At 55.3% G+C, this 23982-nt stretch carries 38 protein-coding genes; 5 read left to right on the top strand and 33 right to left on the bottom strand.

Features of this window, described 5'->3' with window-relative positions:
- Nucleotides 1–239: 239 nt before the first annotated feature.
- The 6 genes from EL111_RS08905 to EL111_RS08880 form a co-directional block, all read right to left on the bottom strand.
- Nucleotides 240–824: a phage baseplate assembly protein V gene (locus EL111_RS08905; protein WP_197717754.1), complete on the bottom strand. Its 585-nt coding sequence runs from the start codon at nt 822–824 to the stop codon at nt 240–242.
- The gene (locus EL111_RS08900) at nt 802–1926 is read right to left on the bottom strand and encodes a phage late control D family protein (RefSeq protein WP_123795602.1); all 1125 of its coding nucleotides are present in this window, start codon (nt 1924–1926) and stop codon (nt 802–804) included. The genes EL111_RS08905 and EL111_RS08900 overlap by 23 nt, the downstream gene beginning before the upstream one ends.
- A gap of 27 nt (nt 1927–1953) precedes the next feature.
- A complete protein-coding gene (locus EL111_RS08895) occupies nt 1954–2172 on the bottom strand; it encodes a tail protein X (protein WP_197717753.1) in 219 nt (72 codons plus the stop codon).
- Nucleotides 2172–3068 (bottom strand): phage tail protein, encoded by an 897-nt coding sequence (locus EL111_RS08890; protein WP_123795601.1) that lies wholly within the window; start codon nt 3066–3068, stop codon nt 2172–2174. The genes EL111_RS08895 and EL111_RS08890 overlap by 1 nt, the downstream gene beginning before the upstream one ends.
- Before the next feature lie 97 nt (nt 3069–3165).
- Nucleotides 3166–4587 (bottom strand): phage tail protein, encoded by a 1422-nt coding sequence (locus EL111_RS08885; RefSeq protein ID WP_123795600.1) that lies wholly within the window; start codon nt 4585–4587, stop codon nt 3166–3168.
- On the bottom strand, nt 4584–6074 hold the full coding sequence (locus tag EL111_RS08880; protein ID WP_123795599.1) for a phage tail tape measure protein: 1491 nt from the start codon (nt 6072–6074) through the stop codon (nt 4584–4586). The genes EL111_RS08885 and EL111_RS08880 overlap by 4 nt, the downstream gene beginning before the upstream one ends.
- 46 nt (nt 6075–6120) lie before the next feature.
- Between EL111_RS08880 and EL111_RS08875 the strand changes: the two genes are divergently transcribed.
- On the top strand, nt 6121–6411 hold the full coding sequence (locus tag EL111_RS08875) for a hypothetical protein (protein WP_123795598.1): 291 nt from the start codon (nt 6121–6123) through the stop codon (nt 6409–6411).
- Here EL111_RS08875 and EL111_RS08870 read toward each other — a convergent pair.
- From EL111_RS08870 to EL111_RS08740, 27 genes are all read right to left on the bottom strand, one after another.
- Nucleotides 6386–6544 carry a GpE family phage tail protein gene (locus EL111_RS08870; RefSeq protein ID WP_123795597.1) on the bottom strand — a complete coding sequence of 53 codons (159 nt, stop codon included), beginning with the start codon at nt 6542–6544 and terminating at the stop codon, nt 6386–6388. The two genes, EL111_RS08875 and EL111_RS08870, sit on opposite strands and share 26 nt — an antisense overlap.
- Complete coding sequence (locus tag EL111_RS08865) at nt 6534–6818, bottom strand: phage tail assembly protein (protein ID WP_123795596.1); 285 nt, start codon at nt 6816–6818, stop codon at nt 6534–6536. Before EL111_RS08865 ends, EL111_RS08870 begins: the two co-directional genes overlap by 11 nt.
- Before the next feature lie 166 nt (nt 6819–6984).
- Complete coding sequence (locus EL111_RS08860) at nt 6985–7500, bottom strand: phage major tail tube protein (protein ID WP_123795595.1); 516 nt, start codon at nt 7498–7500, stop codon at nt 6985–6987.
- Nucleotides 7501–7514: 14 nt separating this feature from the next.
- Nucleotides 7515–8906, bottom strand: coding sequence for a phage tail sheath family protein (locus tag EL111_RS08855; RefSeq protein WP_123795594.1), 1392 nt, complete (start codon nt 8904–8906; stop codon nt 7515–7517).
- Nucleotides 8907–8917: 11 nt separating this feature from the next.
- On the bottom strand, nt 8918–9418 hold the full coding sequence (locus EL111_RS08850; protein ID WP_123795593.1) for a Gp37 family protein: 501 nt from the start codon (nt 9416–9418) through the stop codon (nt 8918–8920).
- Entirely contained in the window at nt 9418–9870 is a 453-nt protein-coding gene (locus EL111_RS08845) for a gp436 family protein (protein ID WP_123795592.1), read from the bottom strand. The genes EL111_RS08850 and EL111_RS08845 overlap by 1 nt, the downstream gene beginning before the upstream one ends.
- Nucleotides 9871–9873: 3 nt before the next feature.
- A complete protein-coding gene (locus EL111_RS08840) occupies nt 9874–10158 on the bottom strand; it encodes a hypothetical protein (protein WP_123795591.1) in 285 nt (94 codons plus the stop codon).
- A gap of 5 nt (nt 10159–10163) precedes the next feature.
- The gene (locus tag EL111_RS08835) at nt 10164–10496 is read right to left on the bottom strand and encodes a DUF2190 family protein (RefSeq protein WP_123795590.1); all 333 of its coding nucleotides are present in this window, start codon (nt 10494–10496) and stop codon (nt 10164–10166) included.
- A 50-nt stretch (nt 10497–10546) separates the two neighbouring features.
- Entirely contained in the window at nt 10547–11488 is a 942-nt protein-coding gene (locus EL111_RS08830) for a hypothetical protein (RefSeq protein WP_123795589.1), read from the bottom strand.
- 42 nt (nt 11489–11530) lie between these two features.
- Nucleotides 11531–12520, bottom strand: coding sequence for a 2-oxoacid:acceptor oxidoreductase (locus EL111_RS08825; RefSeq protein ID WP_123795588.1), 990 nt, complete (start codon nt 12518–12520; stop codon nt 11531–11533).
- A gap of 356 nt (nt 12521–12876) precedes the next feature.
- Complete coding sequence (locus EL111_RS08820; protein WP_123795587.1) at nt 12877–13230, bottom strand: Mor transcription activator family protein; 354 nt, start codon at nt 13228–13230, stop codon at nt 12877–12879.
- Complete coding sequence (locus EL111_RS08815) at nt 13227–13685, bottom strand: regulatory protein GemA (protein ID WP_123795586.1); 459 nt, start codon at nt 13683–13685, stop codon at nt 13227–13229. Before EL111_RS08815 ends, EL111_RS08820 begins: the two co-directional genes overlap by 4 nt.
- A 156-nt stretch (nt 13686–13841) precedes the next feature.
- Nucleotides 13842–14117 (bottom strand): HU family DNA-binding protein, encoded by a 276-nt coding sequence (locus EL111_RS08810; RefSeq protein ID WP_123795585.1) that lies wholly within the window; start codon nt 14115–14117, stop codon nt 13842–13844.
- Between the two features lie 45 nt (nt 14118–14162).
- Entirely contained in the window at nt 14163–14348 is a 186-nt protein-coding gene (locus tag EL111_RS08805) for a hypothetical protein (protein WP_123795584.1), read from the bottom strand.
- A 2-nt stretch (nt 14349–14350) separates the two neighbouring features.
- A complete protein-coding gene (locus EL111_RS08800; protein ID WP_123795583.1) occupies nt 14351–14956 on the bottom strand; it encodes a DUF3164 family protein in 606 nt (201 codons plus the stop codon).
- A 25-nt stretch (nt 14957–14981) separates the two neighbouring features.
- Nucleotides 14982–15392, bottom strand: a complete 411-nt coding sequence (locus EL111_RS10755) for a helix-turn-helix transcriptional regulator (protein ID WP_231998378.1) — start codon at nt 15390–15392, stop codon at nt 14982–14984.
- 11 nt (nt 15393–15403) lie between these two features.
- The gene (locus EL111_RS08790; RefSeq protein ID WP_123795582.1) at nt 15404–15874 is read right to left on the bottom strand and encodes a hypothetical protein; all 471 of its coding nucleotides are present in this window, start codon (nt 15872–15874) and stop codon (nt 15404–15406) included.
- Nucleotides 15864–16364: an HI_1489 N-terminal domain-containing protein gene (locus EL111_RS08785; protein ID WP_123795581.1), complete on the bottom strand. Its 501-nt coding sequence runs from the start codon at nt 16362–16364 to the stop codon at nt 15864–15866. Before EL111_RS08785 ends, EL111_RS08790 begins: the two co-directional genes overlap by 11 nt.
- Nucleotides 16365–16367: 3 nt before the next feature.
- Nucleotides 16368–16550 (bottom strand): hypothetical protein, encoded by a 183-nt coding sequence (locus tag EL111_RS08780; protein ID WP_066077523.1) that lies wholly within the window; start codon nt 16548–16550, stop codon nt 16368–16370.
- A gap of 1 nt (nt 16551) precedes the next feature.
- Complete coding sequence (locus tag EL111_RS08775) at nt 16552–16773, bottom strand: hypothetical protein (protein ID WP_123795580.1); 222 nt, start codon at nt 16771–16773, stop codon at nt 16552–16554.
- Nucleotides 16742–16951: a hypothetical protein gene (locus tag EL111_RS08770; RefSeq protein ID WP_066077528.1), complete on the bottom strand. Its 210-nt coding sequence runs from the start codon at nt 16949–16951 to the stop codon at nt 16742–16744. The genes EL111_RS08775 and EL111_RS08770 overlap by 32 nt, the downstream gene beginning before the upstream one ends.
- Nucleotides 16951–18093: an ExeA family protein gene (locus tag EL111_RS08765; protein WP_066077530.1), complete on the bottom strand. Its 1143-nt coding sequence runs from the start codon at nt 18091–18093 to the stop codon at nt 16951–16953. Before EL111_RS08765 ends, EL111_RS08770 begins: the two co-directional genes overlap by 1 nt.
- Nucleotides 18090–19874 (bottom strand): TnsB C-terminal domain-containing protein, encoded by a 1785-nt coding sequence (locus tag EL111_RS08760; RefSeq protein ID WP_123795579.1) that lies wholly within the window; start codon nt 19872–19874, stop codon nt 18090–18092. Before EL111_RS08760 ends, EL111_RS08765 begins: the two co-directional genes overlap by 4 nt.
- 1 nt (nt 19875) lies before the next feature.
- Nucleotides 19876–20733: a DUF3102 domain-containing protein gene (locus EL111_RS08755; RefSeq protein WP_066081292.1), complete on the bottom strand. Its 858-nt coding sequence runs from the start codon at nt 20731–20733 to the stop codon at nt 19876–19878.
- A 44-nt stretch (nt 20734–20777) separates the two neighbouring features.
- Nucleotides 20778–21065: a helix-turn-helix domain-containing protein gene (locus tag EL111_RS08750; protein ID WP_115225462.1), complete on the bottom strand. Its 288-nt coding sequence runs from the start codon at nt 21063–21065 to the stop codon at nt 20778–20780.
- Nucleotides 21066–21074: 9 nt separating this feature from the next.
- Nucleotides 21075–21326, bottom strand: coding sequence for a helix-turn-helix domain-containing protein (locus EL111_RS08745; RefSeq protein WP_115225461.1), 252 nt, complete (start codon nt 21324–21326; stop codon nt 21075–21077).
- Between the two features lie 14 nt (nt 21327–21340).
- Nucleotides 21341–21562, bottom strand: coding sequence for a DNA-binding protein (locus EL111_RS08740; RefSeq protein WP_082790477.1), 222 nt, complete (start codon nt 21560–21562; stop codon nt 21341–21343).
- A gap of 186 nt (nt 21563–21748) precedes the next feature.
- On the opposite strand from EL111_RS08740, the gene EL111_RS08735 reads away from it, so the two are divergent.
- The 4 genes from EL111_RS08735 (at nt 21749) to EL111_RS08720 (ending at nt 23970) form a co-directional block, all read left to right on the top strand.
- The gene (locus EL111_RS08735) at nt 21749–22204 is read left to right on the top strand and encodes a helix-turn-helix domain-containing protein (RefSeq protein ID WP_162842979.1); all 456 of its coding nucleotides are present in this window, start codon (nt 21749–21751) and stop codon (nt 22202–22204) included.
- A gap of 6 nt (nt 22205–22210) precedes the next feature.
- Nucleotides 22211–22861: a thermonuclease family protein gene (locus tag EL111_RS08730; RefSeq protein ID WP_115225497.1), complete on the top strand. Its 651-nt coding sequence runs from the start codon at nt 22211–22213 to the stop codon at nt 22859–22861.
- A gap of 294 nt (nt 22862–23155) precedes the next feature.
- The gene (locus EL111_RS08725; RefSeq protein ID WP_066081496.1) at nt 23156–23374 is read left to right on the top strand and encodes a hypothetical protein; all 219 of its coding nucleotides are present in this window, start codon (nt 23156–23158) and stop codon (nt 23372–23374) included.
- Nucleotides 23375–23457: 83 nt separating this feature from the next.
- Complete coding sequence (locus EL111_RS08720) at nt 23458–23970, top strand: NlpC/P60 family protein (RefSeq protein WP_066081436.1); 513 nt, start codon at nt 23458–23460, stop codon at nt 23968–23970.
- Nucleotides 23971–23982 lie beyond the last annotated feature (12 nt).

The following is a 23982-nucleotide window of genomic DNA, read 5'->3' as shown; positions in this document are numbered from 1 at the left end:
GATAATCCGTACGGGGTTGCAAAAAAGCCCCGATGGCCGTCGGGGCTGGTTTGCAAATCACACCCCTTAAAGGAGGTGAGATATGTGATTCAGATCTACCTACGGTCAAAGCGGTTTGTTCTGAAAATCACGGTTAAGGCTGATGCCTTGAAAGCAATATTAGCCCTAATCCTGTATTTCAGTCAATAACCGCATAAAAAAACATCTGTTTTCCGCCCGCACCCATGCGGGCGGTTTTTTTATTGAGGTTTGCCGGTGGTACCGCCCGAATCGCCCGGATGGGTGTGGTTGGGCAGGCTGATGCCGCCGGACGTAATGTCGCCCGTCGCATGAACCGCACCGTCAATCATGGCCGAAGCTCCGCCGCCGCCCGAACCGCTCATGCCTGCGGTATAAGTGAGCAGACCGTTTACCGTCAGCGTTTTTTCCACCACCGCATCGGCATCAATCGTAACCACGCCCGAAGTCTTGACCCGCACATCACCCGTTTTGCGGTCATGTTCGATGACCGTGCCGTTTTTAAACCGGCGCACCCACATATCTTTGCTCGCGGCGGGCGGTTTGTCGGCGGCGTTGTAGGTCGCACCCAGCACCGCGCCGCTCTCTCCCTGTGCGTCCAAGAGGCACACCACCTGCTCGCCCTCGTCGGGCAGGCTGTAAAATTGATTGCCGCCCGCCGCAAAGGTAATCATCGGCAGCCAGTCGGTTTCCATGTCTTCCAAGGCGGGTAGGCGCACGCGCAGGTTGTGGCCGGCTTCGTCCACCGCCGCCACAATACCGAATTGCAGGGTTGCGCCGAAATCATGGGTTGTCTGCTGTTTCATTATTGCGCTCCGTTTCGGGGGGTTCGGGGGTTTCGGGAATGTATTCCACCATTTTGATTTCCAATTCCGTGGTGTAGCCGGAATGCCGTCTGAAATCGTGCCGCGCCTGTTTGACCAGATAGCGGCCGCTGAATTTGCCTTGGTTTTTAAGCTCCACCACCTGTCCGGCCACCAAGAGCGCGTTGCCGAACAACGACACGTTGCCCGCGATTTGCTCGTCCTGCGCGGCGGCAAGGGCGGCATCGGCGCGGGCGTTGGTCTGGTCTTGGCTCTCGCCCTTGTTAGGTATAATCCGCAGCGTGTCGCCGCTGGCTGCGCGCTTGGCTTTCGCCCGGCGCGGCTTGGCTTTGCGCGTGGCGGTAAAAGCCTTTTTCTTTTTGGCATCGTAGCCCGACACCACCGCCTTGTCCGGCACACCCTTAATCAAATCGCGCAGTCGCAGGCGCGTGATGTCTTCGGGCAGCAATACCGCCACCGCCTCTCGTTCGGCCAGCTTCACATTGTCGGTAAACACCAACTTGTCGCCGACGATTTTAAACGTATGCCCGTACTGCCGCGCCAGCCGCGTCAGAAACTCGACATCGCGCTCCTGATACTGGGTAACGCGTTCGATTTTGATGTCGCGCACCTCGCCGTCGGGCTTGAGTTTCAGACGGCCTGCCACTTCGCGCACGATTTTCGCCAGTGTGGTTTTTTCGTAGGCACGCGGTTGCAGCCGGCGGTTGGCTTTGGTAATGCCGGTGGACAAGGCTTTCAGGATGACCACGCTCGGGGTGGTGCTGTATTCGATTTCGGCAATCTCGAAGAAACCCAAATCCACCAAGCCCGTGAATTGGTCGCCCATGCTTAAAGAAAGACGGTCGCCGTGTTCGGGATACCAGCCGCGCAGCCAGCGGCCATCGGTGTCTTCAAATTCCACCTGCAGTTCATCGGACTGCTCGCCCAAATAATCGGTATAGCCGAACGAAATCAGATAGGGCGAAATCTCGCCGGTGATGTCTTTCTGCTCATACTTAATTACAAAGTCGGGGCGGGTTACGGGATGGCTGCTGCCGCTGCCTGTGAAGCCGTTCAGTTTTAAAAATGCGCCCAAAGCGTCCATTGTTGTGTCCTTTCAGGCCGTCTGCAATTACCGCATCCACGGCGGCATCGCCGCTTGGCTGTTTTGCGGTTTGTGTTCCAACACCGGCACAAACACGGTTAAACCGCTTTTAAACTCTTCGGCCAAGGGCAGGTGCGGATTGGCCGCCATCAGCCCGTCTGTCATAAGCGCGTTGCCGTAATGCTTGTGCGCGATTAAGTCCCAGCGGTCGCCGTCGCGCGTGGTGTAGCGGATAACCGCACTCATCAGATGTCCCTCCGTACCGCAAGCCATGCGGTCAGCGTTTCCACCGCCGCCGCACCGTCTGCCAATGCGCCGCCCGCCCGTTCCACCGCGTCTGCGCCGCCTTCCAGCCAATCAAGCGGATTGCCGCTCTCAAATGCAGCCCGTGCAGAAGCCGCCGCACCGCCCAATTCCGAAGCCGCCTGCGAAGCCTGCGCCGCCATCTCTGCCGCGCCCGACAAATCACCGATGAGCGATGTTACCTGCGGCAGATTGTTCAGACGGCCCAATACGCCGCTCCCGGTCTCCAGAGCCTCGCCCAGCATATTCAACGCGCCTGCCGGGTCGTTTTTAAGCTCGCGCACCGCACCGGCCAGCCGCTGCAAATCGCGCACGCCGCTTTCCGCCTCCCGGTAGATTTTGATGCCCGTCTCCACCGCCTGCATCAGGTCGGAAGCCTGCGCCTGCACCGATTCGGGCAGCAGCCCCAGCAGCGGGTTTTTGCCCGCCTGCGCGATGCCCGGGGTCGGCAGCGGATTGTTCGGGTCGCCGACAAACTCGGTCAGCTTCACATCCAGTTCACGCGCCGCCGTGCGGCCTTTGCCGTCCTGAATCAGCGTGCGCTCGGAAAGCCGTTCAATCACAAACCAGCCGACAAACCTGCCGCTGCCGAATACCAGCGACACCGCCTGCTGCGCCTCCAAAGCGGTCAGCAAACCTTTATAGGCCGTATCGGGATTACCCAGCAGCCAATGCAGCCTGATGCCGATACGCAGCTCGGTCAGTTCGTTGCCCACCGCCTGCAAACGCGGCCGTCCGGCCAGCACCTCGTGCTTGGCAAACCTCGCCTCGTGCCGCGCCTCCAGCCGTTCGAAACCCTGCAACAGTTCGAAGCGTACATCTCCCAGTTGTGCGTACATCAATATGCCCTCCCAATCAATACACCCCGCGTAGCGGCACATCGTCCCCCTCTCCCAACCGGGAGAGGGCTGGGGGTGAGGGTTGAAACCAACGGCATCAATATGCCCTCCGTTCCCTGTCCGCCATCATCCTGCGGAACAGCTCTTCAAACTCGCGCAAACCCATCTGCAAGGCCGTCTGAATCTGCGCGGTATCGCCGCCGGGGGCGTGGATGGTAGGATTGAAGTTGATTGTGATACTGCCGTTTGCCGCAGTAGCGGCTGCCGTTTCCTGCCCGCGCTGCTGCCGCGCTTGGGCGAATTCTGCGGCGTTTGCCGACATTTCGGCAGACAAGTCGGCTGACAACCGTCCGCTACTGCGTGAAAAACGCTGTTTCAGCTGATTTGCCATGCCGCCGATAGACGATACCGGTCCGGCTGCGCCGCGTTGCAGACCCTTGCTCAGACCTTCGGTAATAAATCCGCCGTAGCGCATAAACACGCGGCTCGGGGAATGGATAGCCATACCTTTGCGGTCGGATGTAAAGGCGGATTTAACCATCGATACCACACCTTGAACCGCTTCCACCGCCCGGCCGACACCTGCTTTGATGCCGTTGACCAAGCCGTCAATCATTTGGCTGCCGTAGGCGGTAAAGATTGCACCCAAGCCCGAGAGCCAAGACCATACGGCCTGAAACGCCGTCATAAAGGCAGTTACAGGAGACCACGTCATAATCAGGTTGCTGAGCGCGTTAATGGCGGCAGAGATAAAGCCGGTCAGGTTGGCCGGCATCTCGATGCCGAAATAGTCCATAACCGCCGCAAAAGCCTGATAGAAGAGGCCGACGGGCGACCAGTTGAGTATCAATGCGCCGATACCTGCCAAACCACCGTCAAAAGCGGTTTTGATTGCTTCGACCCTTTCGGTTATCCAAGACACCACGGCAGAAATCTTTTCGCCTATCCACAAGCCGACCGATTCGCCGAAACTGCGCACGCCGCCTTCGGCTGCTTGGGTAATGCTGAAAAACTCCGTGAACCAGTCGATAATTGGCTGCACAAACGGCTGGATTGTTGACCACAACCCCGAAAACACGCCGGACAAACCCTCGAACATCGGTGCAATCGGAGCCAGTCCCTGCTTCAACCCCTCCCACAGTCCTGCAAAAAACGCCTTAATCGGCTGCCAGTATTTGTAAATCAGCAAGGCGGCTACGGCCAGTACCGCAAATCCGGGGACGGTCGTCAGCAGCGAGCGGCCGATGAAGACCACAATGTTTTTAAGCCACAGCAGCCCCATACCGAGTTGGCGGACACCGGGTAATTTGGCCAGCATACCGAATACCGCACCCAGCGGCCGCATGGCCAGCGTCAGCCATTTTGCCGCCGTGGCCGCACCCGTGGCAGACATGCCCAATGCGCGGAACACCGCCACACCTTTGCTGATTTGTCCGGCACGGAACAGACCGTACAGGGCTTTTAGGGCTTTGAATTTGGCGATGGATACCATAAATGCGTGGAATGGCATAGCAGTCATAGAGATACCGTAGGCAAATGCCAAGATAGCCATTTTGGCAATAAAAAACCGCCGGCCAAACCCAAAAGCCATTTAATGACGGCTTTATTGTTTTGGATAAAAGGGGCAATATGGTTTTCCATCAGGTTTTGAAAACCGGTAGCCAAACCCTTCAAATCCTCTGCGAAAATTCCTCCAAAAATGGCAGCCGTATTCTCCGCAACGCCGCCCAAGGCTTCGAAAGCCGAAGACAAGGTGTTGGTTTTGACTTTAATGCGGTCGTGAATGGAGGCTTGGTCGTCCATTTTGGCTATCATTTCGTCAAAGCCTTTAACACCTTGCTGAATCAGGTTAGATGCTACACGGTTGCCCTCCGGTCCAAACATTGCATCGGAAATATCCATTACACCTTTGTCGCCGTATTTCGCTTTGATTTTGCCGAATTCGGTTTCTAAGATTCCTGTAATTTCCCTTAAGTCTTTAATCGTGCCGTCAGGGTTGAAGAAATTAAACTCTGCGCCCGCATCCTGCATCATGTTTTTCAGTTTGCCTTTTGTCCCTGTTTTGGCAGATTCCAAGTTTGCAGGACCTTTGGAGAGCCGAGTTAAGAAGGAGGCAAAGTTTGTACCGAATTGAGTATCCTCGACACCTTTGGTCGCGGCCATACCCTCAACGGCATAAATCTTTTTTTGATGCTCCAGCCCTGTATAGCCGAGTATGTTGGTTAATGGTGCATAGTATTTCATCGCACCAAACATATTTTCTTTGCTCAAGCCTGCAGCAAAATAAGCGCGTTGGGTCAGGTCAGCAGACGGCAGTAACTCGCTTTCCTTGATACCGTGTGCTTCCATGTTTTTGGCAAAGAAACTGCCGTCGGAAATCGGAATGTCCATAACTACATTTAATTGTGCGGTTGCCAGACCGCCGCCGTTGATAATGGTGTCGTCGGAAATACCCTGACTTTTCAGGTCTTTTACCATGTTGGTAAAGTCGGTTTTATTACCGGGCAGTGCCGCACCCCACTGCGTGGCCAAACGGTCGATTTCCTCGAACTTGCCGAAGCTGCCGTCCTTACGCATCATGGAGATTTTCAAATCGGCGGAAGCGTCTTCCTGCTCCATAAACTTCTTGACCGCACCGATAACAGGGCCGGTAACCACGGCGGCATGTGCTGCCGTTTCCGTCATTTCCGAGCGCAGATTGGCGCGGAATTGGCGGGCGGAAGCCTGTTTGGCCAAAGCCTGATTCAGATTGTTTTGCGCGACGGTTGCCCGTTTGATGGACATACTCAGTTCGGCATAGGCACGGGATTCTTTGGCAAGGTTGTGGGTGGGGTTGAGTGCTTGGCGCGCACGCAGGGCGCGGCCGAACTGCTCCTGCATCTTGGTCGCGTTTTTGATTTCGCTGCCCAGAGCCTTGACGGTCTGCTCCGCCCGCCCGAAAACTGTTGCAAAACCGGCTTTAAGGGATGCGCCGATCACGACGCCGACTAACAATTCTTTTGACATTGTCGGATACCTGCGCTAAAAATACAGTTATAGGAAAGGAAATAGAATGCGTACAGACAACACTTATATGAATGTTGCCGAAGGTGTTACCGTTACCGTTATTGCTGTGTCCTGCATAGCAGTATTTCTATCTCTATGGATAGCCGGAGGTAGCTTTCTCATTGCTGCTGCGGTTACTGTTGCCGTCATGCTTATATTCGGCACAGGTATCGGTATCATTGCTGCCGTTATAGGTATGCTTGCAGCGTGGTGGCTTCGGGCGCGCCGCAATTTCCTTGAAGAGCGCGCCCAAGCCAAAGCTGCCAAAGCCGCTAAAGTTTCGAATACTTCGCTTTAATCTGTCTGTTGGCTTGGCGTTGCCAAGCCACAATCTCATCAGGCGACAGCCCGTCCAAGTCGCCCGGCGAAAAGCCGAACCACCAAGCTAAATCGGCTGCTGCCTGATAAAACGCCTCCCAATCAAACGCCAAGACAAAATTTGCTGATTTGCTGGTAATCCTCCCAGCACAGGTTGTCAAAATCTTCTTCCATCAGACCGCTGGCCAGCGACAGAGTCGCCAGCTGCTGCAAGGCGGCATTGTCCGGATACTGTTCGGCGGCGCGCTTGTAGTCTTTCACTTTCACACGGCGCAGCGTCAGCTTCTCCACTTTGCCGGTCGGCGTATCAAGCGGCTCAACCAGTACGATTTCCTTACCGATGCCCAGTTGCTCCTGCAGCTTTTGCGATTCGTTTTTCTCAGTCATTTTTGCAATCCTTTTTCAAAACAGGCCGTGCGGGTCCGGCCGGAACAATCCCGCGTTTCAGGCACCAGTTTAGGCCGTCTGTAAAGGTGCGGCTTTTAAACGCCTTTAAAAAAACACCCTGCCGTAAAGCAGGGTGTTTCTTGTTCCGGGGTTCGGTGTGGCAGGGCTACGCGCCGATGTTCTTACGCATCTGACTGAGTACGTCTTGGCCGTCCACGCGGTAAGTGTTGGTAAAGGCGTTGAAATACAGCACTTCGCGCCCGTCGAGCATTTGGCGGATTTCGGTGGCTTGGTAGGTGCTGGAGAACTCGGCTTTTTCTTTGGGTTTGTAGCCGCCCAGCGCGTTTTTGCTGAACATCACGGTTACAAAGGTCACCAGCGGCACTTCCTGCGCCAGGCCGCGCGCGTCGAAGGTCTGGTAGTTGGCGCGCACCATCAGCTGCACCGATTTGAACGGGTGCGAGGCGCGTTTGGCGACTTCGGGAAAGAAGCTGTTCCATGTGATTTCGCCTTCGAGGGCTTCCACGCCGTTGGGCAGTTTGATGGTGCCTGCTAAGCCTAAGCCTTTGAATTCGTCCTGCCCGATTTCCATTTCCGGCAGTTTGAATTCGGCGGCTTTGCCCAAGAGGTTGTTGCCGTCGATATAGACGTTGGCATTGTAGATGGCGTTGATTTGGCTCATCGTTTAATCCTTTCTTAATTACCGCTGACGAGGTTGGCCAGATATTTGCGGGTCATCACGCTGGTATTGGTAATGCGCTCGGCAGGCAGCTTGGGCGTGTAGTCGTACACAATCGGCACTTGGCCTTTGCTGAACGAATCTGCCAAATCGTAGTCGTAATCCAAGCCGACGTTGAAGCCGACGATGGAGCGCAGCGTGCCCAGATAGGTGCGCACGGTTTCCACCAAGCTGTCCAAGAGCGCGTCGTCAATCGGGCGGTCGATGTATTGCAGCTCGGCACGGCGGATACTCTCGTCAATCAAATCGCCGGTGCGTTGTGCGGTTTCGAAGTTTTTGATATGGCTGACGGTCGGGAAACACGCCAAGCGGTTGCCCCACATGCGGTAACCCGTGCCGTAGCTGTTGAAGACGGTGGTAATGCCTTTTTCGTTGAGGCGGTTGGTTTCGCTCTGCGGGTCGTCGGCGCGGGCGGTCAGGCCGGTTTCCACGCCGGTTACGCCCAAAAGCTCGCGGTTGGAAATGCTGAACCAATAGCCGTTTTCCACATCGGTTTTCATGCGCAGGCCGGCGGCATGGGTGGCCAAGGCTTCCGTACCGAGCAGGCCGGTAACGTGCGGATAGAAGAGCTGGGCGCGGTCGCTGGACGTATTGAAGTTGATGCTGCCGTTCGGGCCGCGTCCTTCCATCGCCTGCGACAGGCCGGTGCCTTTGGGGGCGTTGATATAGGCGACGGCGTGGAGTTTTTCCGCCAGCACAATCATGGCCGCGGCGCAGGCTGCGGTTTGGTCGTATTCGGGCACGATGATGATTTTCGCGTCCGCGCCGAAGCGGTTGAAGCCTTCGGTCAGCAATTCCAAGCCGGTGCGCTTGCCCGTGGCTGCCTGAAAACCACCGAGAATATCGGCTTCGGTAACTTTGGCCGGGTCGGTGTAGGTGTAGTCGATAGTCGGATTGTCCGGCTTGGTTTTAAACACGATTCCGCCTGCGGCGGCATCGATGGTGTAATCCGCGCCTTCGCCCAATTCCGCGCCGCCGTCGCGCACGGTGTAGCCCGCTTGCAGCGCGATATGTGCGGTGCGGGCGGTCAGGGTGTCGGCATCAACTGCCAAAGCCTCGCCCTGTACCATGGTTTTGTGTTTGTCGGGGTCGCACACGTTGACCACATAGGCGATGCCCGAGCCGTAGCGGGTAAAGATGTGCGCCGCATCGGGCAGCGTGAAGCCTTGGCCGGTCTGCGTGCCGAACTGTGCGAAGTCTTTTTTGGTTTGGCATACGGTCAGTTCGTTGACCGCGCCCGCCGGAGCGGTGCCGACGATGGCGGTAATCGCGCCGTCAACGGTGTAAACGGGGTTGGAGCCGCCGTCGATGCGGATGGTCTCCGTGCCGTGGTGGAATGCTGCTGCCATGTTTCAATCTCCTATGGCTGGTTGGGTTTTAAATCGGTATCTAATGCTTGGCCGTCGCGGCGGTAGCGGGCGGCAATAAATTTGGGCAGGTTTTCATCCGTGCACACCTGCACCTGCTGCGTTTCGGTCTGCACCCGCAGTTCATACTGCCATGCGCCGCCGTCTTCGCTCAGGAAGGCTTCCGAGAGCAGATGGCAGGGCAGGCAATGCGGCGGGGCGTAACCGGTAACGGCCAGCCTGAGCGCGTCGAGCAAATCCAAAGCCGCGCCGTCGTGGTGCAGGCCGCGTCCGAACACGGTCAGGTGCAGCGTGATGTCGCGCTGCTGGCCTATCATACCTAGCCCGTCGGGGCGGCTGAAACGGCTGCCCTGATAGCCCACCAGCACCGCGCCCTTGGGGTGGATAAAGCGGTAGCTTGCTGGATTGTCGGGAAACAGCTCCACCGCGTAATCGGGCAAGGCCGCCTGCAAATGCTCGCGCAGGGCAAGCAGTATCGGTCGGGTCGAAGCCATCAGTAGCCGCTCCAATCCTGCCGACTGTTGGCGCGCACCTGATACGCGCCGCGCTCGCCGTGCGCCTGCTCCACCGCACCGCCGGACGGTTCGGCGGTATCGCCGACGCGCACGCCCAAATGGATTTTGCCGTCGCGGATTTGCTCCAACAGCTTCACCGCGTTGGCGTGCGCCGCTTCCAGCGGCTTGGGAAAGTCCGCCGTGTTAATCCGCCGCTGGTGCAGCCACCATCTGGCAATATCCGTGCAAATCGGGCGCAGCAGGCTGGGCGCGGGGTCGAGCGGCAGGGTATAACGCCCCATCAGATAGCCGTCGGCCAGCTCGCAGGCGTAGGCAATGGCGCGGTCGACGATGGCCCAGTCGGGCTCGCTGCCGTAGCCGTCGTCATTGGATAGCTGGATGAGCTCGGTGCGGCTGACGGCGGCGGCCAAATCTTCGCGGCTGATGTACACGGCTTACTCCGTCTTGGTGCGGCGGGAGCCGCGTTTGGGTTTGCCGGTGTCGGCAGGTTCAGTTTCCGCTTCGGTTTCGGACGGCTGGCCGTCTGAAACTTCCGCAGCCGCTTCCGCCTGCTGCGCGTCCAATTCTTCGCCGGTGGTCAAAGTAGGGCTAACGTGCGCCGCCACCGCTTCGTACTGCGCGTCGGTCAGTTCCACCGCTTCGCCCGTTTCCACGCGGAAGTCTTTACCCGCTTCGTCCTGCAGAATCAGCGGCGTGTTGGCAATATAAATCTTAGCCATAACGTTTAACCTTTCAGCAATACGCGGATGATGTCGCCCGCCGCTTCGGCAGCGGTCAATGCCGTGCCCGCAACTTTTGCCGCACCCGTTACCGCGCAGCCCTGTGCGTCTGCGCCTACTTCCACACCGGCCGCTACTGCGCCGCCTGCCTCCACCAGCGCAATGCCGATGACGTCGACCGCGGCGGTATCGCCTTCATCGCAGTCGTAAGGCGACACGCCCAACACCGCTTCACCGGCTTTGGCCTGTTTGTTTTCAAAATTCACAAAGCGGTTGGCCACAATCGGACTGGCTGCTTTGACGGTAGTGGTTAAAACCACTTGTTTGGTTTGTGCCATGATGTTCTCCATAGGCTGCCCGAAAGGGTTTCAGGCAGCCTGAAAAGGGTTTAAGCAATCGCTTTTTCAAACAAAAAGCCGCAAGTCGAGCCCACCACCGCCGCTTTGCGGATGTCGGTGTAGCGGGCGTATTCCACCTTGCCGCCCACTTCTTCGTAGCGGTCGACCAGCGGCATGCCGCGGCGGCGGAAGGTGTAGCCGAAGCTCGGCTCGCCCTCATCGTTACCGCCTGAAGCCGCATTCGGGCGCACAATCAGGCTGGCAAACTTGCCCCATACATCGGCGGTCTGCTTTTTGGCGTGCGGGGTCGATACCGCACCGCCGACGATGATGTCGTCCAAATCCAACAGATTGCGGATTTGCTCGGTACTCAGCAGCGTTTTACGCTCCTGCGAACCCAATGCGCCGCGCAGGGCTTCGTTTTTCTGCAAAGCGTGCAATACGCTCGCGCCCACCACCAACACGCGCGGGGTTACGCCGCAGGCGGCGCGTACCACTTCTTTGGCATCGGCAATTTCAGACAGCACATCGGCACCCGCATCGCTCCATTGCGCACTTGCGGCCGCCAAATCTTTGCTGTGGCCGGATTCGTAAGCCGCCTTGCCGGAGAGCAGGCGCGCCGTTTCGATTTCTTGGCGCAGCTGCACGCCCTTGACCGCGCGGCGCGTGGCCTTGGCGCGTTCGTCGTATTGGCTTTCGGCCTGCTCGCGGTAGTCCACACCCGCCGCCAAATCGTGCTCTTCCAGCACCACCGGCAGATAGCCCGGGCTGTCCAGCGTGATGATGTTGGAGGCCGCGCCCACCGCGCGTTCGGTGTCGTATTCCACAAACGAACCCTTGCCGAATACCGGCACGCGCACGCCTTCCTTATCGGTAAACACCACCGGGAACACGCGTTCGGCGATAAAGTCGGCCTGCTTGTAGCCGAGGGCGAGTTGGGTCAATACCGGATCGACCTGGCCGCGCAGTTGTTTCAAATGGGCAGTACTCATGTTTTTTTCCTTTTGAAATGTTGCGGTGTCGCAACTTTTGGTTTAAACGGCAGCCGTGCGGCGCGCCGCCTCGGCGTAATCAATGCCTTCTTTTTCAGCCAAAGCCAACGCGCGTTCGTGATGGCTCAGGGCTTCGGGGTCGGCGGCTTCGGCAAAGTCGGCGGACAGGCCTGCCGGTTTCACGGTCGGGCGGCCTTTGGCCAGATGGCTGTTTAACGCCATATTCGGCAGGTTGCTGAAAAAGCTGCGCAAGGCTTCGGTTAATGTGTTCTCGCCAAATTCCACCGTGTAATGCTCGGGATATTCGGCAAAGTCCAATACGCGCACCGCCAAATCCTTGTCGGCAGGTTTCAGACGGCCTTCTTTTACCAAGCCTTCGGCAAAGTCGGTATTGCGCTGGTGCGCCGCGTCGCGCAAATCGCGCTCTTGCTCGGCTTTGAGCTTTTCTAACTCCGCTACCGCATCGGCTGCGCGCGCTTCGGCAGCTTCACGGGCGGCTTTTTCCTGCGCCAGCAATTCTTCGGGCGACATAGGGGTCTCCTTGTGTTCATGTTCGGGTAAATCGGATAAAGGGTTTTCGGGTGGCGCGGGTTCATCTGCTCCGCCGAACGACACCGCGCCGTCGTCTTCGGCAAAATCAATCGCGGCCAAACCCTTGACGGCGGGCGGCACCGCGCCCAAGAAACCGACATGGCGCAGATACCACACGCCGGGCTTGGGGTTGTTCGGGTTGTCGGGCGGATAAAAGCTCGCCGACACTTTTTTGTAGCGGCCGGCCTTAACCAAATCCACAAAGCCTTCGTCCATCTGCGCGAAGTCCGCGCTCAACACGCCGCCGTCGGCTTTCAGGCTGCCCACCCAGCCGTAGGCCGGGGCGGTGCTGTGCGGATGGCCGATAACAATCGGCGCTTGGAACAGAGCCGGGTCGTAGGCCGCAGCAGCCTGCGCCACATCGCCGTCGCTGATGGTGATGCGGCGGCCGTTGTGGTCTGTGCGTGTGCCGGACTTAAAGATTTCAAACAATTTGGGCATAAAAAAATCCCTGCGTTATCGTTGCAGGGATTGTCGCCCGCCACAGAGGCGGGGTCTTTTAAAGGACTTTAAAAATTCAGACGGCAAACAGGCATCTAAAAGTGCACCACTTAAAAAATGTGGTGCAAAATTGAGCCACAGTTGTGGTCTGAAATTGAGCCACCCGACGGGTATCTAAAAATGCACCACCTAAAAACACGGTGCAAAATCAGGCCGCCTGCCGCCGGTTTTAAAAAAGCCCCAAATTTGCGTTTTAAGCGCGTTTCGGCTGCAGGGTAGGCAAACCCCCGACCACTCCGAGAAACGCAATATAAAAGCGGTCAGGACAAAACCTGACCGCTATTGCGCTTGGAAGGCTACGAAGCGAACAAATCAATCTGCCGTTTCGCCCGATGATAAGCCGCCGCATCGCGCACAATCTTGTAAATCTGCTGCATGGTCAAATCAAACTCACGCGCCAGCTCGGCGTGGTTTGTGCCGTCGAACTTGCGCCAGATTTCCGCATCGCGCTCATCGAGCTTGCCCAAATGGTTTTTGGGGATATACAAAAGCTGGCCGCCCCAATGCTTGCTGATATGCGCCGATACCTGCCGCGCCGTGATTCGTGCGGTCTGCCGGTCTGTGTTCGACACCGACACCAAACATGCCGTAATCTGTTCTTCCATATCGGCCATCAATTCAGCCGCCCGTTTGTTATCTGCTACGCTCATACCGTACCTCCGACCCGTAAAACCCATTTCTTCAAATGCTCAATCACCCTTGACGCATTATCTACGTCCAACCAACCCTGATAATCCACACCCGTCATCCGCTTCACAAATTTGGCCAGAGCCAGCTCCGACGGATTGCGTACCGCGCCCAAACAGTGCAGCTCCAGCCACAAGGCGCGGATTTTTTTAACCTGCCCGGCCATATCTTCCTGCGGCTCGAACACCGGAATATCCGCGCGGCTGCCCTGAGGTTTGACCGCCACCACAAAACCCCGCGCCTTCATCGCCCGCAGAGCCAGCTCCAGCTCTTCCAACGACAATTTGGTGCTGCTGGTTTTACCCTGCGACACATTGGCCAGCAGGCAGCGGTAGTCCCCATCGGCCATCATTAGCTTGGGCTTGGCAACGTGCAGGAGCTTAATCAGGCGGCTGCGTTTTTGGGTGGCGGTTTCCATTCTTGTTTCGTCCCAACTCTTAAAAAGTGCAACAGCGTTGCACTTTTTACATTAATAATCAGGTTGTTATAAATTATTCTATCCGCAAAATAATGGGATGGCAAATAAAAAAATGCCGCCTGAAATATTCCAGACGGCATTTGCGCGGGGGCGGCCTTACGGATTGACCGCATCTTTCAAAGCCTTGCCCGCTTTGAATTTCGGGGCGGTATGCGCCGGCAGTAAAATGGCTTCGCCCGTTTTAGGATTGCGGCCGTTGCGCGCTTCGACTTTGACGGCGCGGAAGGTGCCGAAGCCGGTCAACGCCACTTCGCCGCCACCCGCCAGCTCGCCAATCACGGCGCATTCGAACGCCTGTAATGCGCGGGTTGCATCCGCTTTGGTCAGGCCGGATTGTTCGGCAATCGCGGCAATCAGTTCGGTTTTATTCATGGGTTGCTCCAAGTTTTAAAATGCGGCAGGCCGTGCCGCGCGGGTTTAGTGTTTGGTTTCATTCTGAGTGCCGACAGTACAGGTCAAAGCCATTTCTATTGCCCTTTTAATCATGACCAACATCCGCTGGGCATCTGTCAGGTCAGGGGCATGCTCATCAAATGCAGCTCCGAAAGCCGACATTTTCATGCCTGTATCGGTGTCTTCCAAAATAATCTTAATCTTCGCCATCGCTACACCTTCGCAATATCCAAATTCATCAACTGATACGCTCCCGCCGCATCGCGCTTGTACACGCGCACAAACGGCTTGCTGGTATGCACCTGCAGGCTGTCTGAAAGTGCCTCCATCGCCGTCTGCCATTTGCGGTCTTTAATCTCCAAGCGGCGCAGGCCGAGCACGCGGGCGGTGGAGAGGTTGCCCTCTTTGTCCACTTGGAAAGCGGCGTTAATCAGCGTTTTCAGCTCGCTGCGGCTGCCTTCCGTCCATTCGTTGATGCATTCGTCAATCAGGGCTTTGGCGGCCAGCAGCCCTTCATCGAAGACCAGCGTGTCCTGAATCGCCAGATTCACGCGGTATTGGCCGTCGAAGCTGTGCAGGCTGATGTTGCCTTTCTTGCCGCCCAGCTTCACATCGTAACGGTCTGCGGAAAGCTGGGCGAAAGCGGCAATATCGTCCATCGCCTGCCGTTTGAAGTCGGCAATGTTTTCCTGCACCGCCTGAGCTTTGCCGACGATTTCCATCACCAGCTCGTCGCGCAAGAGGTCGGTTTCTTTAATATTGGCCAGCGGGATTAAATTGCCCTTGGCGTCTTGTCTGTATTGGGTTAAATCAGTCATTTTGTTTTTCCTTATCCGTAAATATCTATATCAGTTTGGCCATCAGTTTCAGCCCGTTGCTGATTGCCTTGTTACTTGTCTTAAAACTCGGTGAAATGGTTAAACTGCATAGCTGGCCGTAAACATTCACACCAAACAGACCGTCTTTTTCCGTCACTTCCAAATCGAAAGAATGTTCTTCAATTTCATGGATAGCTTCCTCATGGGTTGGTGGTTCGTTCCGCTTGTCGGCCAACATCTCGATGTAATTATTAAGTTCCTGCTCAATCCATCCTGTTACATTGGAAGATACTTTGATTGGTTTGGGAAAATCGGGGTCATATCGGCGGTTGTTCGGATTGGTTTTGTACCAAACTGCGGCGGTGGAAATGCTTAACCGCTCGGCTACTTCCCAGACCCGCAACAAATTTCCATCAAATTTAATTTCTTGCGTCATTTTTTTTCCTTTCATTGTCTGTTTTCAAACTTTTTTTCGGAAGGATTTTTCTCTTTCTGCCTTTCGGCATAAATCCGTTTGCATTCATCCACCGTCCGGCTTTTCGGCGTGTGCATCCAGTTCCGATTCGATACGGGTGCGTTTTTCAGACGGCTTTTGATTTCCGCCATTACTTCGGCGGCATAAGGTGTTTTAACGTGCTTCCGTTCCAGCCTCGGCACCATCTTCACAGGTATCTGCGGCAGGTGTTTGTTTAAATCTACGGGGTTCGGCCATTCGCCTGATGTGGCCGCGATTGCCTCAAACGCCGCCCGGATACGCGGGGTATCGCGTTCGGGCTGCCACTCCTGCTTCATCAGCAGCCCGTGCCACACTTGGGCGACGGCGGTCAAATCTTTGGCGGCGGGGCGGCCTTTCAGGTTCAGCGCGGCCAAAAGCGTAAAACCCCGCGCGATTTCCCGTTTCAGCCAGTCATCCGTCATCTCCCGCTCCGTTCGCCCATGCCATCAACCCGCCGACCCCGTCGCGCAGCTTGCTCTGCTCCGCCGCCGCAGTACGGGGCTGCCGCTCTGCCGCGGACATTACCGCCGTTGCTTCAGGCTGCCAGAATGTGATGTTTTCCAGCAGGAAGCCGTGCGACGACAGAGGCGGGGTCAAGCGGCCTTTGTCGCGGGCTTCGAGGCAGCGGCCGGCCGCCCAAATCCATGCTTCCCTCGGCGCGGGGTAGGCTTTTCTGCCGCGGCTGATTTCCCCCGCCCGTATCATCGGCAGCAGCTCCCCGAGCAGCTTGGCTACACGGGCAAAGCTCAAATCTTTTTCAGACGGCCGAAACAGGGTCAGATACTTGAGCATGGCGCGGGTCAGTTCGTCGGAAATGCCCGTCAGCGCAATCAAGGCTTCGCGTGCGTCGTCATGGGCAATCAATACCTCCAAGCTCATGGCCGCGCCGCAGGCGGGGCAGCGTAGTTTCATGGCTCAATCTCCTTCCAGTAAAACCAGAACCCGATGGTTATGGCCGTGATTGCGTTTTTGGTAATTCGGGGTTTGGTAATAACGTATGGTTTTGACCTGCACATTCTGCCGTTTGGCCAACTGGTAAACCGTACCCGTATCAATCAAGTTTTCCCCTTTGTACAGCGCGTAGATTTTGGCTCCCATCTCAAGCCGCCTTTCTCAAATCTTCGCTGCTCAAACAGCGCAATGCCTGAGCCACCACATCGGCTTCTTCTTCCAGGGCATCCGCCGATACCAGCAGCAAAATAAACACCCCCTGCGTATCCGACAGCTCGCAGCATACGCAGCCGCTGCGCTCGCGCCACACTTTGGCCTTAATCCTGCCGTAATCCCGCTCAATCTTCATCACACCCTCCAATCGGCTCATACACCACGCCCGCCATCAATTCGGCCTCATTCATACCGCCGTACACCTTTTCCCAAGCCTCGTGTGCCTCCGCCGCTTCTGCCGCCGCCGCACCCTGCGGGGAGCAGGCAGAAAATATCGCCAACACCGCCAGCCACAGCAGCAGGATATAGGCGGTAATCAATCGTTTCGCGCTCATCACACACCCCGCACCACATCGCCGTCTACCGTATCGAAGCCCAGCTCCGCCGCCTGATTCATCGCCGCAGATACCAAGTTGTTAACCGCCAGCGGATAGAGCAGGCTGTGCAGCTCCGTGCCTTTGCTGCTGCGGCTTTTTACCGTCAGCCGCTCCGCTACAGCGTCGATGGCCGACTGTGCCAGAATTTGGGTAACGTCCGCTCCGGCGCGGGCAAACTTGTGCTTCAGATAACCTTCCAATTTGCCGTCGGTCAGCGGCAGGAGCGTCACCACTTCGCAACGCTGCACCACCTCGCGGACAGCCGGATTGTTTTCGCTGAGCTTCTGCGCCAGCTCGGTCTGCCCGATTAGCACAATGCCCAACAGCCGCTCGAAGCCCGATTTCAATTCAAAAAAGCGTTTCAGGTGCTTCAGCGTCGGCAGCGGCAGGCCGTGCGCTTCTTCGATTAAGAGCAAATGCTTGTTGCCCGCCTTCGCGCTTTCCTGCAAGGCGCGGTGGATTTGGCGGAAACGCGCTTCGGGGCTGCGTTTCGGGCTGCTGCCCGGCGATACCGCTTCCAAAATCGCTTCGGCAATATGCACCGCCTTGAGCGTTTTGCCTTTCTGGTCGTTGTCTTCCATCGCCAACACATACGGCTCAATCAGCACAATCTGGCGGCCTTCGCGGTTGATGCGGTCTTGCAAATCTTCGCGCAGGGTCGATTTGCCCGCGCCGCTTTCGCCCACCACCGCCACAAAGCCGCCGTGGCAGGCCGTCTGAAACATCGCCTCGCGTACATAGCGCACATCGGGGGTCATAAACACATCATCGGCAGACTGGATTTCATCGTGGAACGGGTCGCGCACCAGCCCGAAATGCTGTTTGGCGGCTTGGTTGATTTTCGCTTTTCGTAGTAACATCTCTTTGTCCTCGCTTTCATTAGGGTGGGCAGGTGCGGCTTCCGGCTCGTTTCTCAGGCTCGCTGGGATGTCCGCACCATTCTTTTCAAAATACTGCTTCAGTTTTTCGCGCAATTCGTTTGCGCCTTTTTTCGGCCAGTTCCCGTGGTTCACCACCGCTACCAACATCGGCTTGCTGCAGCCGATTTCGGCGGCAGCGGCAGCATAGGATTTGCCGATTTGTTTAAACGCTGCTTTCATAAGCTTCCCGTTCTGTGAATTTTCAGACGGCCTGCATTCATCAATTTATCGAACGCCTCGTCCAATCTGCTTGCTTCTATGCCTTGCGGATAGGCCGTCTGAAGCATCCTGACCGCCTGTTTCCAATCGCCGCCCGCGGCTTCGATGCGCGGTTTCAACAGCTTGGCCATTTCCACCTTGGAGAGCACCTGCTCGGCTACTTCCATACGGTTGTATTCCATCTGCGTGCCTTGTTTCGGCAGATACAGCGTATTGCGTGCGGCCAGCGTATCTTCCTGATGTTTGTAGGGGTCGATTTCGCCGTTAAACGGTACGGCCTTACCTTTGCGTTTGGCCGCCGCTTCTTCCAATGTGTCCGCGCCCATCGCCAATTTGTCCAGCTCCTTGGCATGTTGCTGCGCGACGGTATCGATCCGGCCTTTGTATTCCGCCCCGATAACTGCGGCATCGGCTCGGAAGCCCATTTCGTCAAACTCAATCTGCGGTACTGCCTGCCAGATTTCGTTGCCATCGGCATCATAGGTTGCCACCCGTGCGCCGTCGGTTTCCCAAGGGTTCTTGGCCACCAACAGTTTCTGCCCGACCAATACGCCCCGAATGTCTTTCACGCTGTAATAGCGGCCGCCGAAGCGGATTTCCAAATCGGACGATACCTTTGCCTCTTTCGGCGCGCTGAGAGCCAACTCCCTGCAATATTCCGCAGGGGGCGGCAAAACCAGCTGCTCCGCCTTGATTCTGTTCCAAGCCTGATAGCGGGTCAGGCCGTGGCGGCTGTGGATTTGCGTGCCGTTGTAGTAGCGCATCCAGCGTTCCGCCATCGCGTTGAGTTGGTCGATGTCGGCCACCTCGGTAAAGCGCAGGCCGCTTTCAAACGCCGTTTCCACAATATCGTTGCCTTTTTCCACCTGGCCTTTCGCCCGCGGATTGCCCGGCTTGTTAATCTGCACATGCACATCCAGCGATTTGCACAGATTTTTGAATGCTGCCGAAGTATTCGCGCTGCCCGGGTCGAGCATCACCATGCGCGGTACGCCGCGAAACGGGTCTTTGCCGATGTCTTCTTTGGCCTGCATCATGTAGATGAAAAAGTCGCAGAGGTTGGCCGAAGTCTCGCCGCCGAAGTAGTAGCGGGCAACAATCGCGCCGCTGGCGTGGTCGGTGCCGGTATAGCGCCATACGCGGTCTTGCTCAATCTTCACCACGTTTTTCGGTTTGTTTTTGTAAAACTCTTCCTCTTTCATCACCCGCAGCCCCGTGTCCTTTCCTTGGCGCGGCAGGTAATACAGCACGCACAAACTCGGGTCGATTTGCCAGCAATGGTTCGGGTGTTCCGACTTCATGCGGTTCATAGGGTCGGGCTGCAAAAGCTGGTCGGGGTGCAGCCGGTATTCGCGCAACGCCCGGATAATGGTCGATTCCGATAAGGGCAGCACTTCGCCCGTTTCTTCGTCAATCCGCGCCGCTTCGATTTTGCCGTTGGCGCGCAGCATTTCCACCGCCTGCCGTACCGCCATCAGCCGCTTGCCGTTGCGCCGCATGGCTTCCATCAGAGCCGACGAAATCAATTTGGCTTCGTCAAGGCTCAGTTCCGACCTGCCCGCATCGCTGCGCCGCTTGCGGCTCGGTTTGACCGCCACCGCCTCCAGCTTGCGGTAGAGCGTGGCCAAACTCATGCCCAATTCCGCCGCCTGCTGCTTCAAATAGGCCGACTTGTCGCCGCGCCCCAGCGTGTCCGCATGGGTGGCCACAGCAGTAAGCCGCTCGTTTAATGCGGGATTCATCTCAATCCTCCTGCTTCAACCACTCCGGCATATCGTCCGTCGGCGCATCTTGCGGCAGCGCGAAAGACGAGCGCAGGGTTTCGCAATCCAAAATAATCTGATTGATGGTGCCGACCATCTTGGCGCGGTGGTCGATACCGTGCGCCTCCGTATGCGCGTTCATCTGCTCGAACATCTCTTTCAGGCGGCTGACCTGCGAGCGGATGCCCACTTCCAGGCTGGTCAGACGCATGGCAAGCTCGCTGCCCACATCCGCCGCGTCCGGTTCTTTCACGGTTTTTTTGCTTTTTTCCAGCTTCTCCGCCAGCTCGTCGACTTTTTTATTCTTGTCAGCAATGACCTTGTCTTTCGCTTCCGCCGTTTCTCGGCTCTCGCGCAGGGCAGCACGGAGTTCACGCACTGTCATACGGTCGACATCATCCAAAGTCATACCGTTAACTTCTTCACCTTCTGCCAAACCAATCAGCGTCACATCTTCTTCTACCAGCAGTTCCAGCAGCTTGGATTTGCCTAAATCCATCAGCTTTGGGGCTGCTTTCTGCATTTGCGGGGTCGCGAAACGTTGGGTAGCGGCAATTAAACGAGCAGTTTCGTTATGCCCAATACCAAACTGGCTCTTAACAATTTCCATAAATCGGCCATGCTGCGTATGCTCTTTTAAAATAATCAAAGCTCTGCCCAGCTCAAACATCCCTTCCATTGTTTGGCGTACTGCTTGGCGTCCGCGTTCAATCCAGCGTTCTTCGTTATAGGTTTCTCCGTTTCCCCATTGCTCCATCACCATCACGCTGTGCGCAGCTTGGTGGTTTTGGTTAGCAACCACATCCATAACTTCATGTTCGATTACGTCGTTGTTCATTTTTTATCTCCAAATTTCCTTACGTCAGGAAATTTCAAAATCGTTTAGTCCACTTCAACCCGTCTGCCCACTTCGGCAATCTTGCCTTGCAGCCGTTCCTGCTGCCGTCTGAACCGTTCGGCGATTTGTAGGGTTCTGATACTGTATGCAAAATTGCCGTTATCCAATTTGACCACCAAGCCTTCGCTGATTAAATCGTCCAAGTCCCGGCTCACATAGCTGGCCGGAATGCCGAGGCCGTCTGAAATCTCTTTGTTGCTGATACCGATAATCGGGTGGGCTTCCAACGCCTTGAAGACCTTTAAAATCCGAATGCCTTTACTGCTTGCCATCTTCTGCTCCTATTTCAAACCCAGCTTGCGGGCGATTTCAAAACCCCGTCCATATTTGGCTTTGTTTTGCCCACCAATAACCAAGTAAACCTCACGCGGCTGATAGCCGTTCTCTCGTGCCCACTGAGCCAGCGTTTTGCCGTTCTTGGCAAAATTTTCTTTTAACTGCTGCTCGGAAAGTATCTTTTTTTCTGGTGGTCTTATTACCCATGCCTGACGCCTAAATCGAAAATAACGTGCTTTAACTAATTTAAATTTCATATTTGGCTCCTGCTTTATACAGACTCTTTTAACCCGAGCTTTACCGCTGCCTCATGGCTTTGACCGTAGTTTCCTTTGAGTTTGCCCCGTAGTAGGTGCTCTACGACAGTACGCTCAAAACCGAAATAACGTGCCCAATGAGCTTTACATACACCGTGTTTCCGAAACCACGCAGCCGCCGTCTCAGGCGTTTGCGGATAGGGAAGTGGCTTAAAATCAATTGCTTGTCTTCTCATAAGTTAGTGTCTTTCTGTGATAGAATGATTACGCATTTCAAATACCGAAAGGCAGGGTAAGAAGCTGTTACAAGATAGGTGCGCTTAACCATTGTTTAGCCCCTTGTGTGCCTGTTTGGTTTAATTTGTGCTGATATGTGTATATTATACGAACAAATGAGTATATTGCAACAGGAAAATGAACAAATGAGTGTAAATATCCGCCTGAAAGAAATTTTGAAAATTAAAAACTTGAAAATAAAAGATTTTTCTGAAATGACAGGATTGGTATATCGTACTGCTCAGAATTATGTAAGTGGGGAGCGTAAGCCTGATACAGAGGGTTTATTTAAAATAAGCACTCATTTGGGTGTAAATTTGAACTGGTTAATTGCAGGCATTGGAGAGCCGTTTATTGCAGACGAACAACTGGGCACGCGATATGCTGCGAGATTCTCTTCTTTGCAGGTAAATACATTACAAGAACCCAAAGCTGCTTATGGCCGCAAAGCTGAGGAAGAAAAAGTAGCTTTAAGCGATGAGGATCTGGAGTTGCTGAAGTTGTTCAACGAAGCTGCTGATAAAGACAGAGAGATGATTTTGTATATGGCCCGTAGGGCAGAGAAAAAACCCGAAGATTCTGAAGTTCACAAGGCGGGATAATCGGTTATGAAATATTCATTGTTGATTTTATTGGCAGTTTCATCATTCGCAGCAGCGCAGGATATTCATTGCCGGGTTGTCGGTATTGCCGACGGCGATACACTGACTTGTTTGACAGATACACGCAAACAGCTCAAAGTGAGGTTGAACCAGATTGATGCCCCCGAGCGCGGGCAGGCTTTTGGTAGTGCTGCCCGTAAAAAGCTGTCCAGGTGGGTACATGGGCAATACGTTACACTTAAAACCGATGGCGCAGATAAATATGGCCGCACATTGGCAGAGGTATTTTCCGGTGGTCTGAATATCAATAAGGAGATGGTTAAATCAGGCTACGCATGGGCTTATCGGAAATATGTCAGAGACACGGAATATATCCGCTTGGAAGAGCGGGCAAGAGCTGCCAGCCTTGGCCTTTGGTCTGAACCCAATCCGATTTATCCCAGCGAGTTCAGAAACGGCAAGAAAGCGGGAATGGTCACCCAACAGATTAAACCGTCTTATGCCATGCCTAAAACAGGCGGGAAGTTTACCTGTTCGGGAAAACGCTTCTGTAAAGAGATGAGCTCCTGCTCTGAAGCGAAATTTTATTTGAATAAATGCGGCGTTCGCCGTCTTGATAGGGACGGTGACGGTATTCCCTGTGAAAGTATTTGCTGATTTGTAAGACAGCCTGAAACCAAACATTTCAGGCTGTTTTTTATTTTTTTGCTTGCCTTTCTTTATAAGATATACTATAATTCGTTTCATGGATTAGGAAATAAGAAACCCGCCGTTGGGAGCGGCGGGAATCGAAAAAGAAAGGAGGTGATGAAGATGATTAAAATCCTAATCTTAGTGATTTTATTAGTTCTCTCTAGCAAAGCGTACTAATTAAAACACAAACCGGGGCGGTGGTAACACCGCCTCATCTCCCGAACTTTCTTAAAACATTTATACCACAAAGGATTTCCAATGGCAAATCTAACCGACCACAGCCGCCGCCTACGCGCCCAAACCGCTGCCGAATTTAACAGAGAGAAGCTGGAAAGCGGAGAATACCGTCAGTTTTTGATTAAAGGCCATGCCGCCGATTTGGATTTGATTGACGAAGCCGTCAAACTGGCAGGCGGTAGCCGGACCCAAGCCTTAAAAGCCATTTGTGAGTTCTATCTGTCTCATGTCCAAAAGTAATTTTTAAAGCCGTTTAAAATCCTTTCAAACAGCCTTTTGCCAAAATCCCTGTAACCGATTATTCAGTTACAGGGATTTTTTTCATGTCTATCAAAACCGAGCTGCCGTGGGTGGCGGAAGCCCGCCGCCATATCGGCCTTGCCGAGATTCCCGGTAAAAAACACAACCCGACCATCATCAACTGGTTAGCCGCTTTAAATGCGTGGTGGCGCGATGACGAAACGCCTTGGTGCGGTACGTTTGTGGCGCATTGCTGCCGCAGCACGGGCCGCGGACTGCCCAAGCATTGGTACCGTGCCAAGGCATGGGCAGAGGCAGGCACGCGCTTAAAGCAACCGGCCTATGGCTGCATCGTGGTGTTAGAACGCCAGGGCGGCGGTCATGTGGGCTTTGTGGTCGGTCAGGACGCCCAAGGCAACCTGATGGTGCTGGGCGGCAATCAGGGTAATAAGGTCAGCATTGCCAAATTCCCGCGCAGCCGCGTTACGGCCTATGTGTGGCCGTCCGAAAAAGGCGCGCCGCGCCACCCGCTCGACAGTCGGTACAAGCTGCCGCGACTGAATTTGGCAGGCGGCTTTTCTAAAAATGAAGCATAAGGCCGTTTGAAA

The organism is Neisseria animalis, from assembly GCF_900636515.1.
GTDB classification, from domain to species: Bacteria; Pseudomonadota; Gammaproteobacteria; order Burkholderiales; family Neisseriaceae; genus Neisseria; species Neisseria animalis.
Note: the sequence above shows the minus strand (reverse complement) of the source record. Positions and strands in the feature narration are given on the sequence as shown.

What these genes read in the sequence shown, in the direction of transcription:
- EL111_RS08905 (WP_197717754.1), bottom strand. Translation starts at nt 824, where the DNA reads ATGAAACAGCAGACAACCCATGATTTCGGCGCAACCCTGCAATTCGGT.
- EL111_RS08900 (WP_123795602.1), bottom strand. Translation starts at nt 1,926, where the DNA reads ATGGACGCTTTGGGCGCATTTTTAAAACTGAACGGCTTCACAGGCAGC.
- EL111_RS08895 (WP_197717753.1), bottom strand. Translation starts at nt 2,172, where the DNA reads ATGAGTGCGGTTATCCGCTACACCACGCGCGACGGCGACCGCTGGGAC.
- EL111_RS08890 (WP_123795601.1), bottom strand. Translation starts at nt 3,068, where the DNA reads ATGTACGCACAACTGGGAGATGTACGCTTCGAACTGTTGCAGGGTTTC.
- EL111_RS08885 (WP_123795600.1), bottom strand. Translation starts at nt 4,587, where the DNA reads ATGACTGCTATGCCATTCCACGCATTTATGGTATCCATCGCCAAATTC.
- EL111_RS08880 (WP_123795599.1), bottom strand. Translation starts at nt 6,074, where the DNA reads ATGTCAAAAGAATTGTTAGTCGGCGTCGTGATCGGCGCATCCCTTAAA.
- EL111_RS08875 (WP_123795598.1), top strand. Translation starts at nt 6,121, where the DNA reads ATGCGTACAGACAACACTTATATGAATGTTGCCGAAGGTGTTACCGTT.
- EL111_RS08865 (WP_123795596.1), bottom strand. Translation starts at nt 6,818, where the DNA reads ATGACTGAGAAAAACGAATCGCAAAAGCTGCAGGAGCAACTGGGCATC.
- EL111_RS08860 (WP_123795595.1), bottom strand. Translation starts at nt 7,500, where the DNA reads ATGAGCCAAATCAACGCCATCTACAATGCCAACGTCTATATCGACGGC.
- EL111_RS08855 (WP_123795594.1), bottom strand. Translation starts at nt 8,906, where the DNA reads ATGGCAGCAGCATTCCACCACGGCACGGAGACCATCCGCATCGACGGC.
- EL111_RS08850 (WP_123795593.1), bottom strand. Translation starts at nt 9,418, where the DNA reads ATGGCTTCGACCCGACCGATACTGCTTGCCCTGCGCGAGCATTTGCAG.
- EL111_RS08840 (WP_123795591.1), bottom strand. Translation starts at nt 10,158, where the DNA reads ATGGCTAAGATTTATATTGCCAACACGCCGCTGATTCTGCAGGACGAA.
- EL111_RS08835 (WP_123795590.1), bottom strand. Translation starts at nt 10,496, where the DNA reads ATGGCACAAACCAAACAAGTGGTTTTAACCACTACCGTCAAAGCAGCC.
- EL111_RS08830 (WP_123795589.1), bottom strand. Translation starts at nt 11,488, where the DNA reads ATGAGTACTGCCCATTTGAAACAACTGCGCGGCCAGGTCGATCCGGTA.
- EL111_RS08825 (WP_123795588.1), bottom strand. Translation starts at nt 12,520, where the DNA reads ATGCCCAAATTGTTTGAAATCTTTAAGTCCGGCACACGCACAGACCAC.
- EL111_RS08820 (WP_123795587.1), bottom strand. Translation starts at nt 13,230, where the DNA reads ATGAGCGTAGCAGATAACAAACGGGCGGCTGAATTGATGGCCGATATG.
- EL111_RS08815 (WP_123795586.1), bottom strand. Translation starts at nt 13,685, where the DNA reads ATGGAAACCGCCACCCAAAAACGCAGCCGCCTGATTAAGCTCCTGCAC.
- EL111_RS08810 (WP_123795585.1), bottom strand. Translation starts at nt 14,117, where the DNA reads ATGAATAAAACCGAACTGATTGCCGCGATTGCCGAACAATCCGGCCTG.
- EL111_RS08805 (WP_123795584.1), bottom strand. Translation starts at nt 14,348, where the DNA reads ATGGCGAAGATTAAGATTATTTTGGAAGACACCGATACAGGCATGAAA.
- EL111_RS08800 (WP_123795583.1), bottom strand. Translation starts at nt 14,956, where the DNA reads ATGACTGATTTAACCCAATACAGACAAGACGCCAAGGGCAATTTAATC.
- EL111_RS10755 (WP_231998378.1), bottom strand. Translation starts at nt 15,392, where the DNA reads ATGACGCAAGAAATTAAATTTGATGGAAATTTGTTGCGGGTCTGGGAA.
- EL111_RS08790 (WP_123795582.1), bottom strand. Translation starts at nt 15,874, where the DNA reads ATGACGGATGACTGGCTGAAACGGGAAATCGCGCGGGGTTTTACGCTT.
- EL111_RS08785 (WP_123795581.1), bottom strand. Translation starts at nt 16,364, where the DNA reads ATGAAACTACGCTGCCCCGCCTGCGGCGCGGCCATGAGCTTGGAGGTA.
- EL111_RS08780 (WP_066077523.1), bottom strand. Translation starts at nt 16,550, where the DNA reads ATGGGAGCCAAAATCTACGCGCTGTACAAAGGGGAAAACTTGATTGAT.
- EL111_RS08775 (WP_123795580.1), bottom strand. Translation starts at nt 16,773, where the DNA reads ATGAGCCGATTGGAGGGTGTGATGAAGATTGAGCGGGATTACGGCAGG.
- EL111_RS08770 (WP_066077528.1), bottom strand. Translation starts at nt 16,951, where the DNA reads ATGAGCGCGAAACGATTGATTACCGCCTATATCCTGCTGCTGTGGCTG.
- EL111_RS08765 (WP_066077530.1), bottom strand. Translation starts at nt 18,093, where the DNA reads ATGAAAGCAGCGTTTAAACAAATCGGCAAATCCTATGCTGCCGCTGCC.
- EL111_RS08760 (WP_123795579.1), bottom strand. Translation starts at nt 19,874, where the DNA reads ATGAATCCCGCATTAAACGAGCGGCTTACTGCTGTGGCCACCCATGCG.
- EL111_RS08755 (WP_066081292.1), bottom strand. Translation starts at nt 20,733, where the DNA reads ATGAACAACGACGTAATCGAACATGAAGTTATGGATGTGGTTGCTAAC.
- EL111_RS08750 (WP_115225462.1), bottom strand. Translation starts at nt 21,065, where the DNA reads ATGGCAAGCAGTAAAGGCATTCGGATTTTAAAGGTCTTCAAGGCGTTG.
- EL111_RS08745 (WP_115225461.1), bottom strand. Translation starts at nt 21,326, where the DNA reads ATGAAATTTAAATTAGTTAAAGCACGTTATTTTCGATTTAGGCGTCAG.
- EL111_RS08740 (WP_082790477.1), bottom strand. Translation starts at nt 21,562, where the DNA reads ATGAGAAGACAAGCAATTGATTTTAAGCCACTTCCCTATCCGCAAACG.
- EL111_RS08735 (WP_162842979.1), top strand. Translation starts at nt 21,749, where the DNA reads ATGAGTGTAAATATCCGCCTGAAAGAAATTTTGAAAATTAAAAACTTG.
- EL111_RS08730 (WP_115225497.1), top strand. Translation starts at nt 22,211, where the DNA reads ATGAAATATTCATTGTTGATTTTATTGGCAGTTTCATCATTCGCAGCA.
- EL111_RS08725 (WP_066081496.1), top strand. Translation starts at nt 23,156, where the DNA reads ATGGCAAATCTAACCGACCACAGCCGCCGCCTACGCGCCCAAACCGCT.
- EL111_RS08720 (WP_066081436.1), top strand. Translation starts at nt 23,458, where the DNA reads ATGTCTATCAAAACCGAGCTGCCGTGGGTGGCGGAAGCCCGCCGCCAT.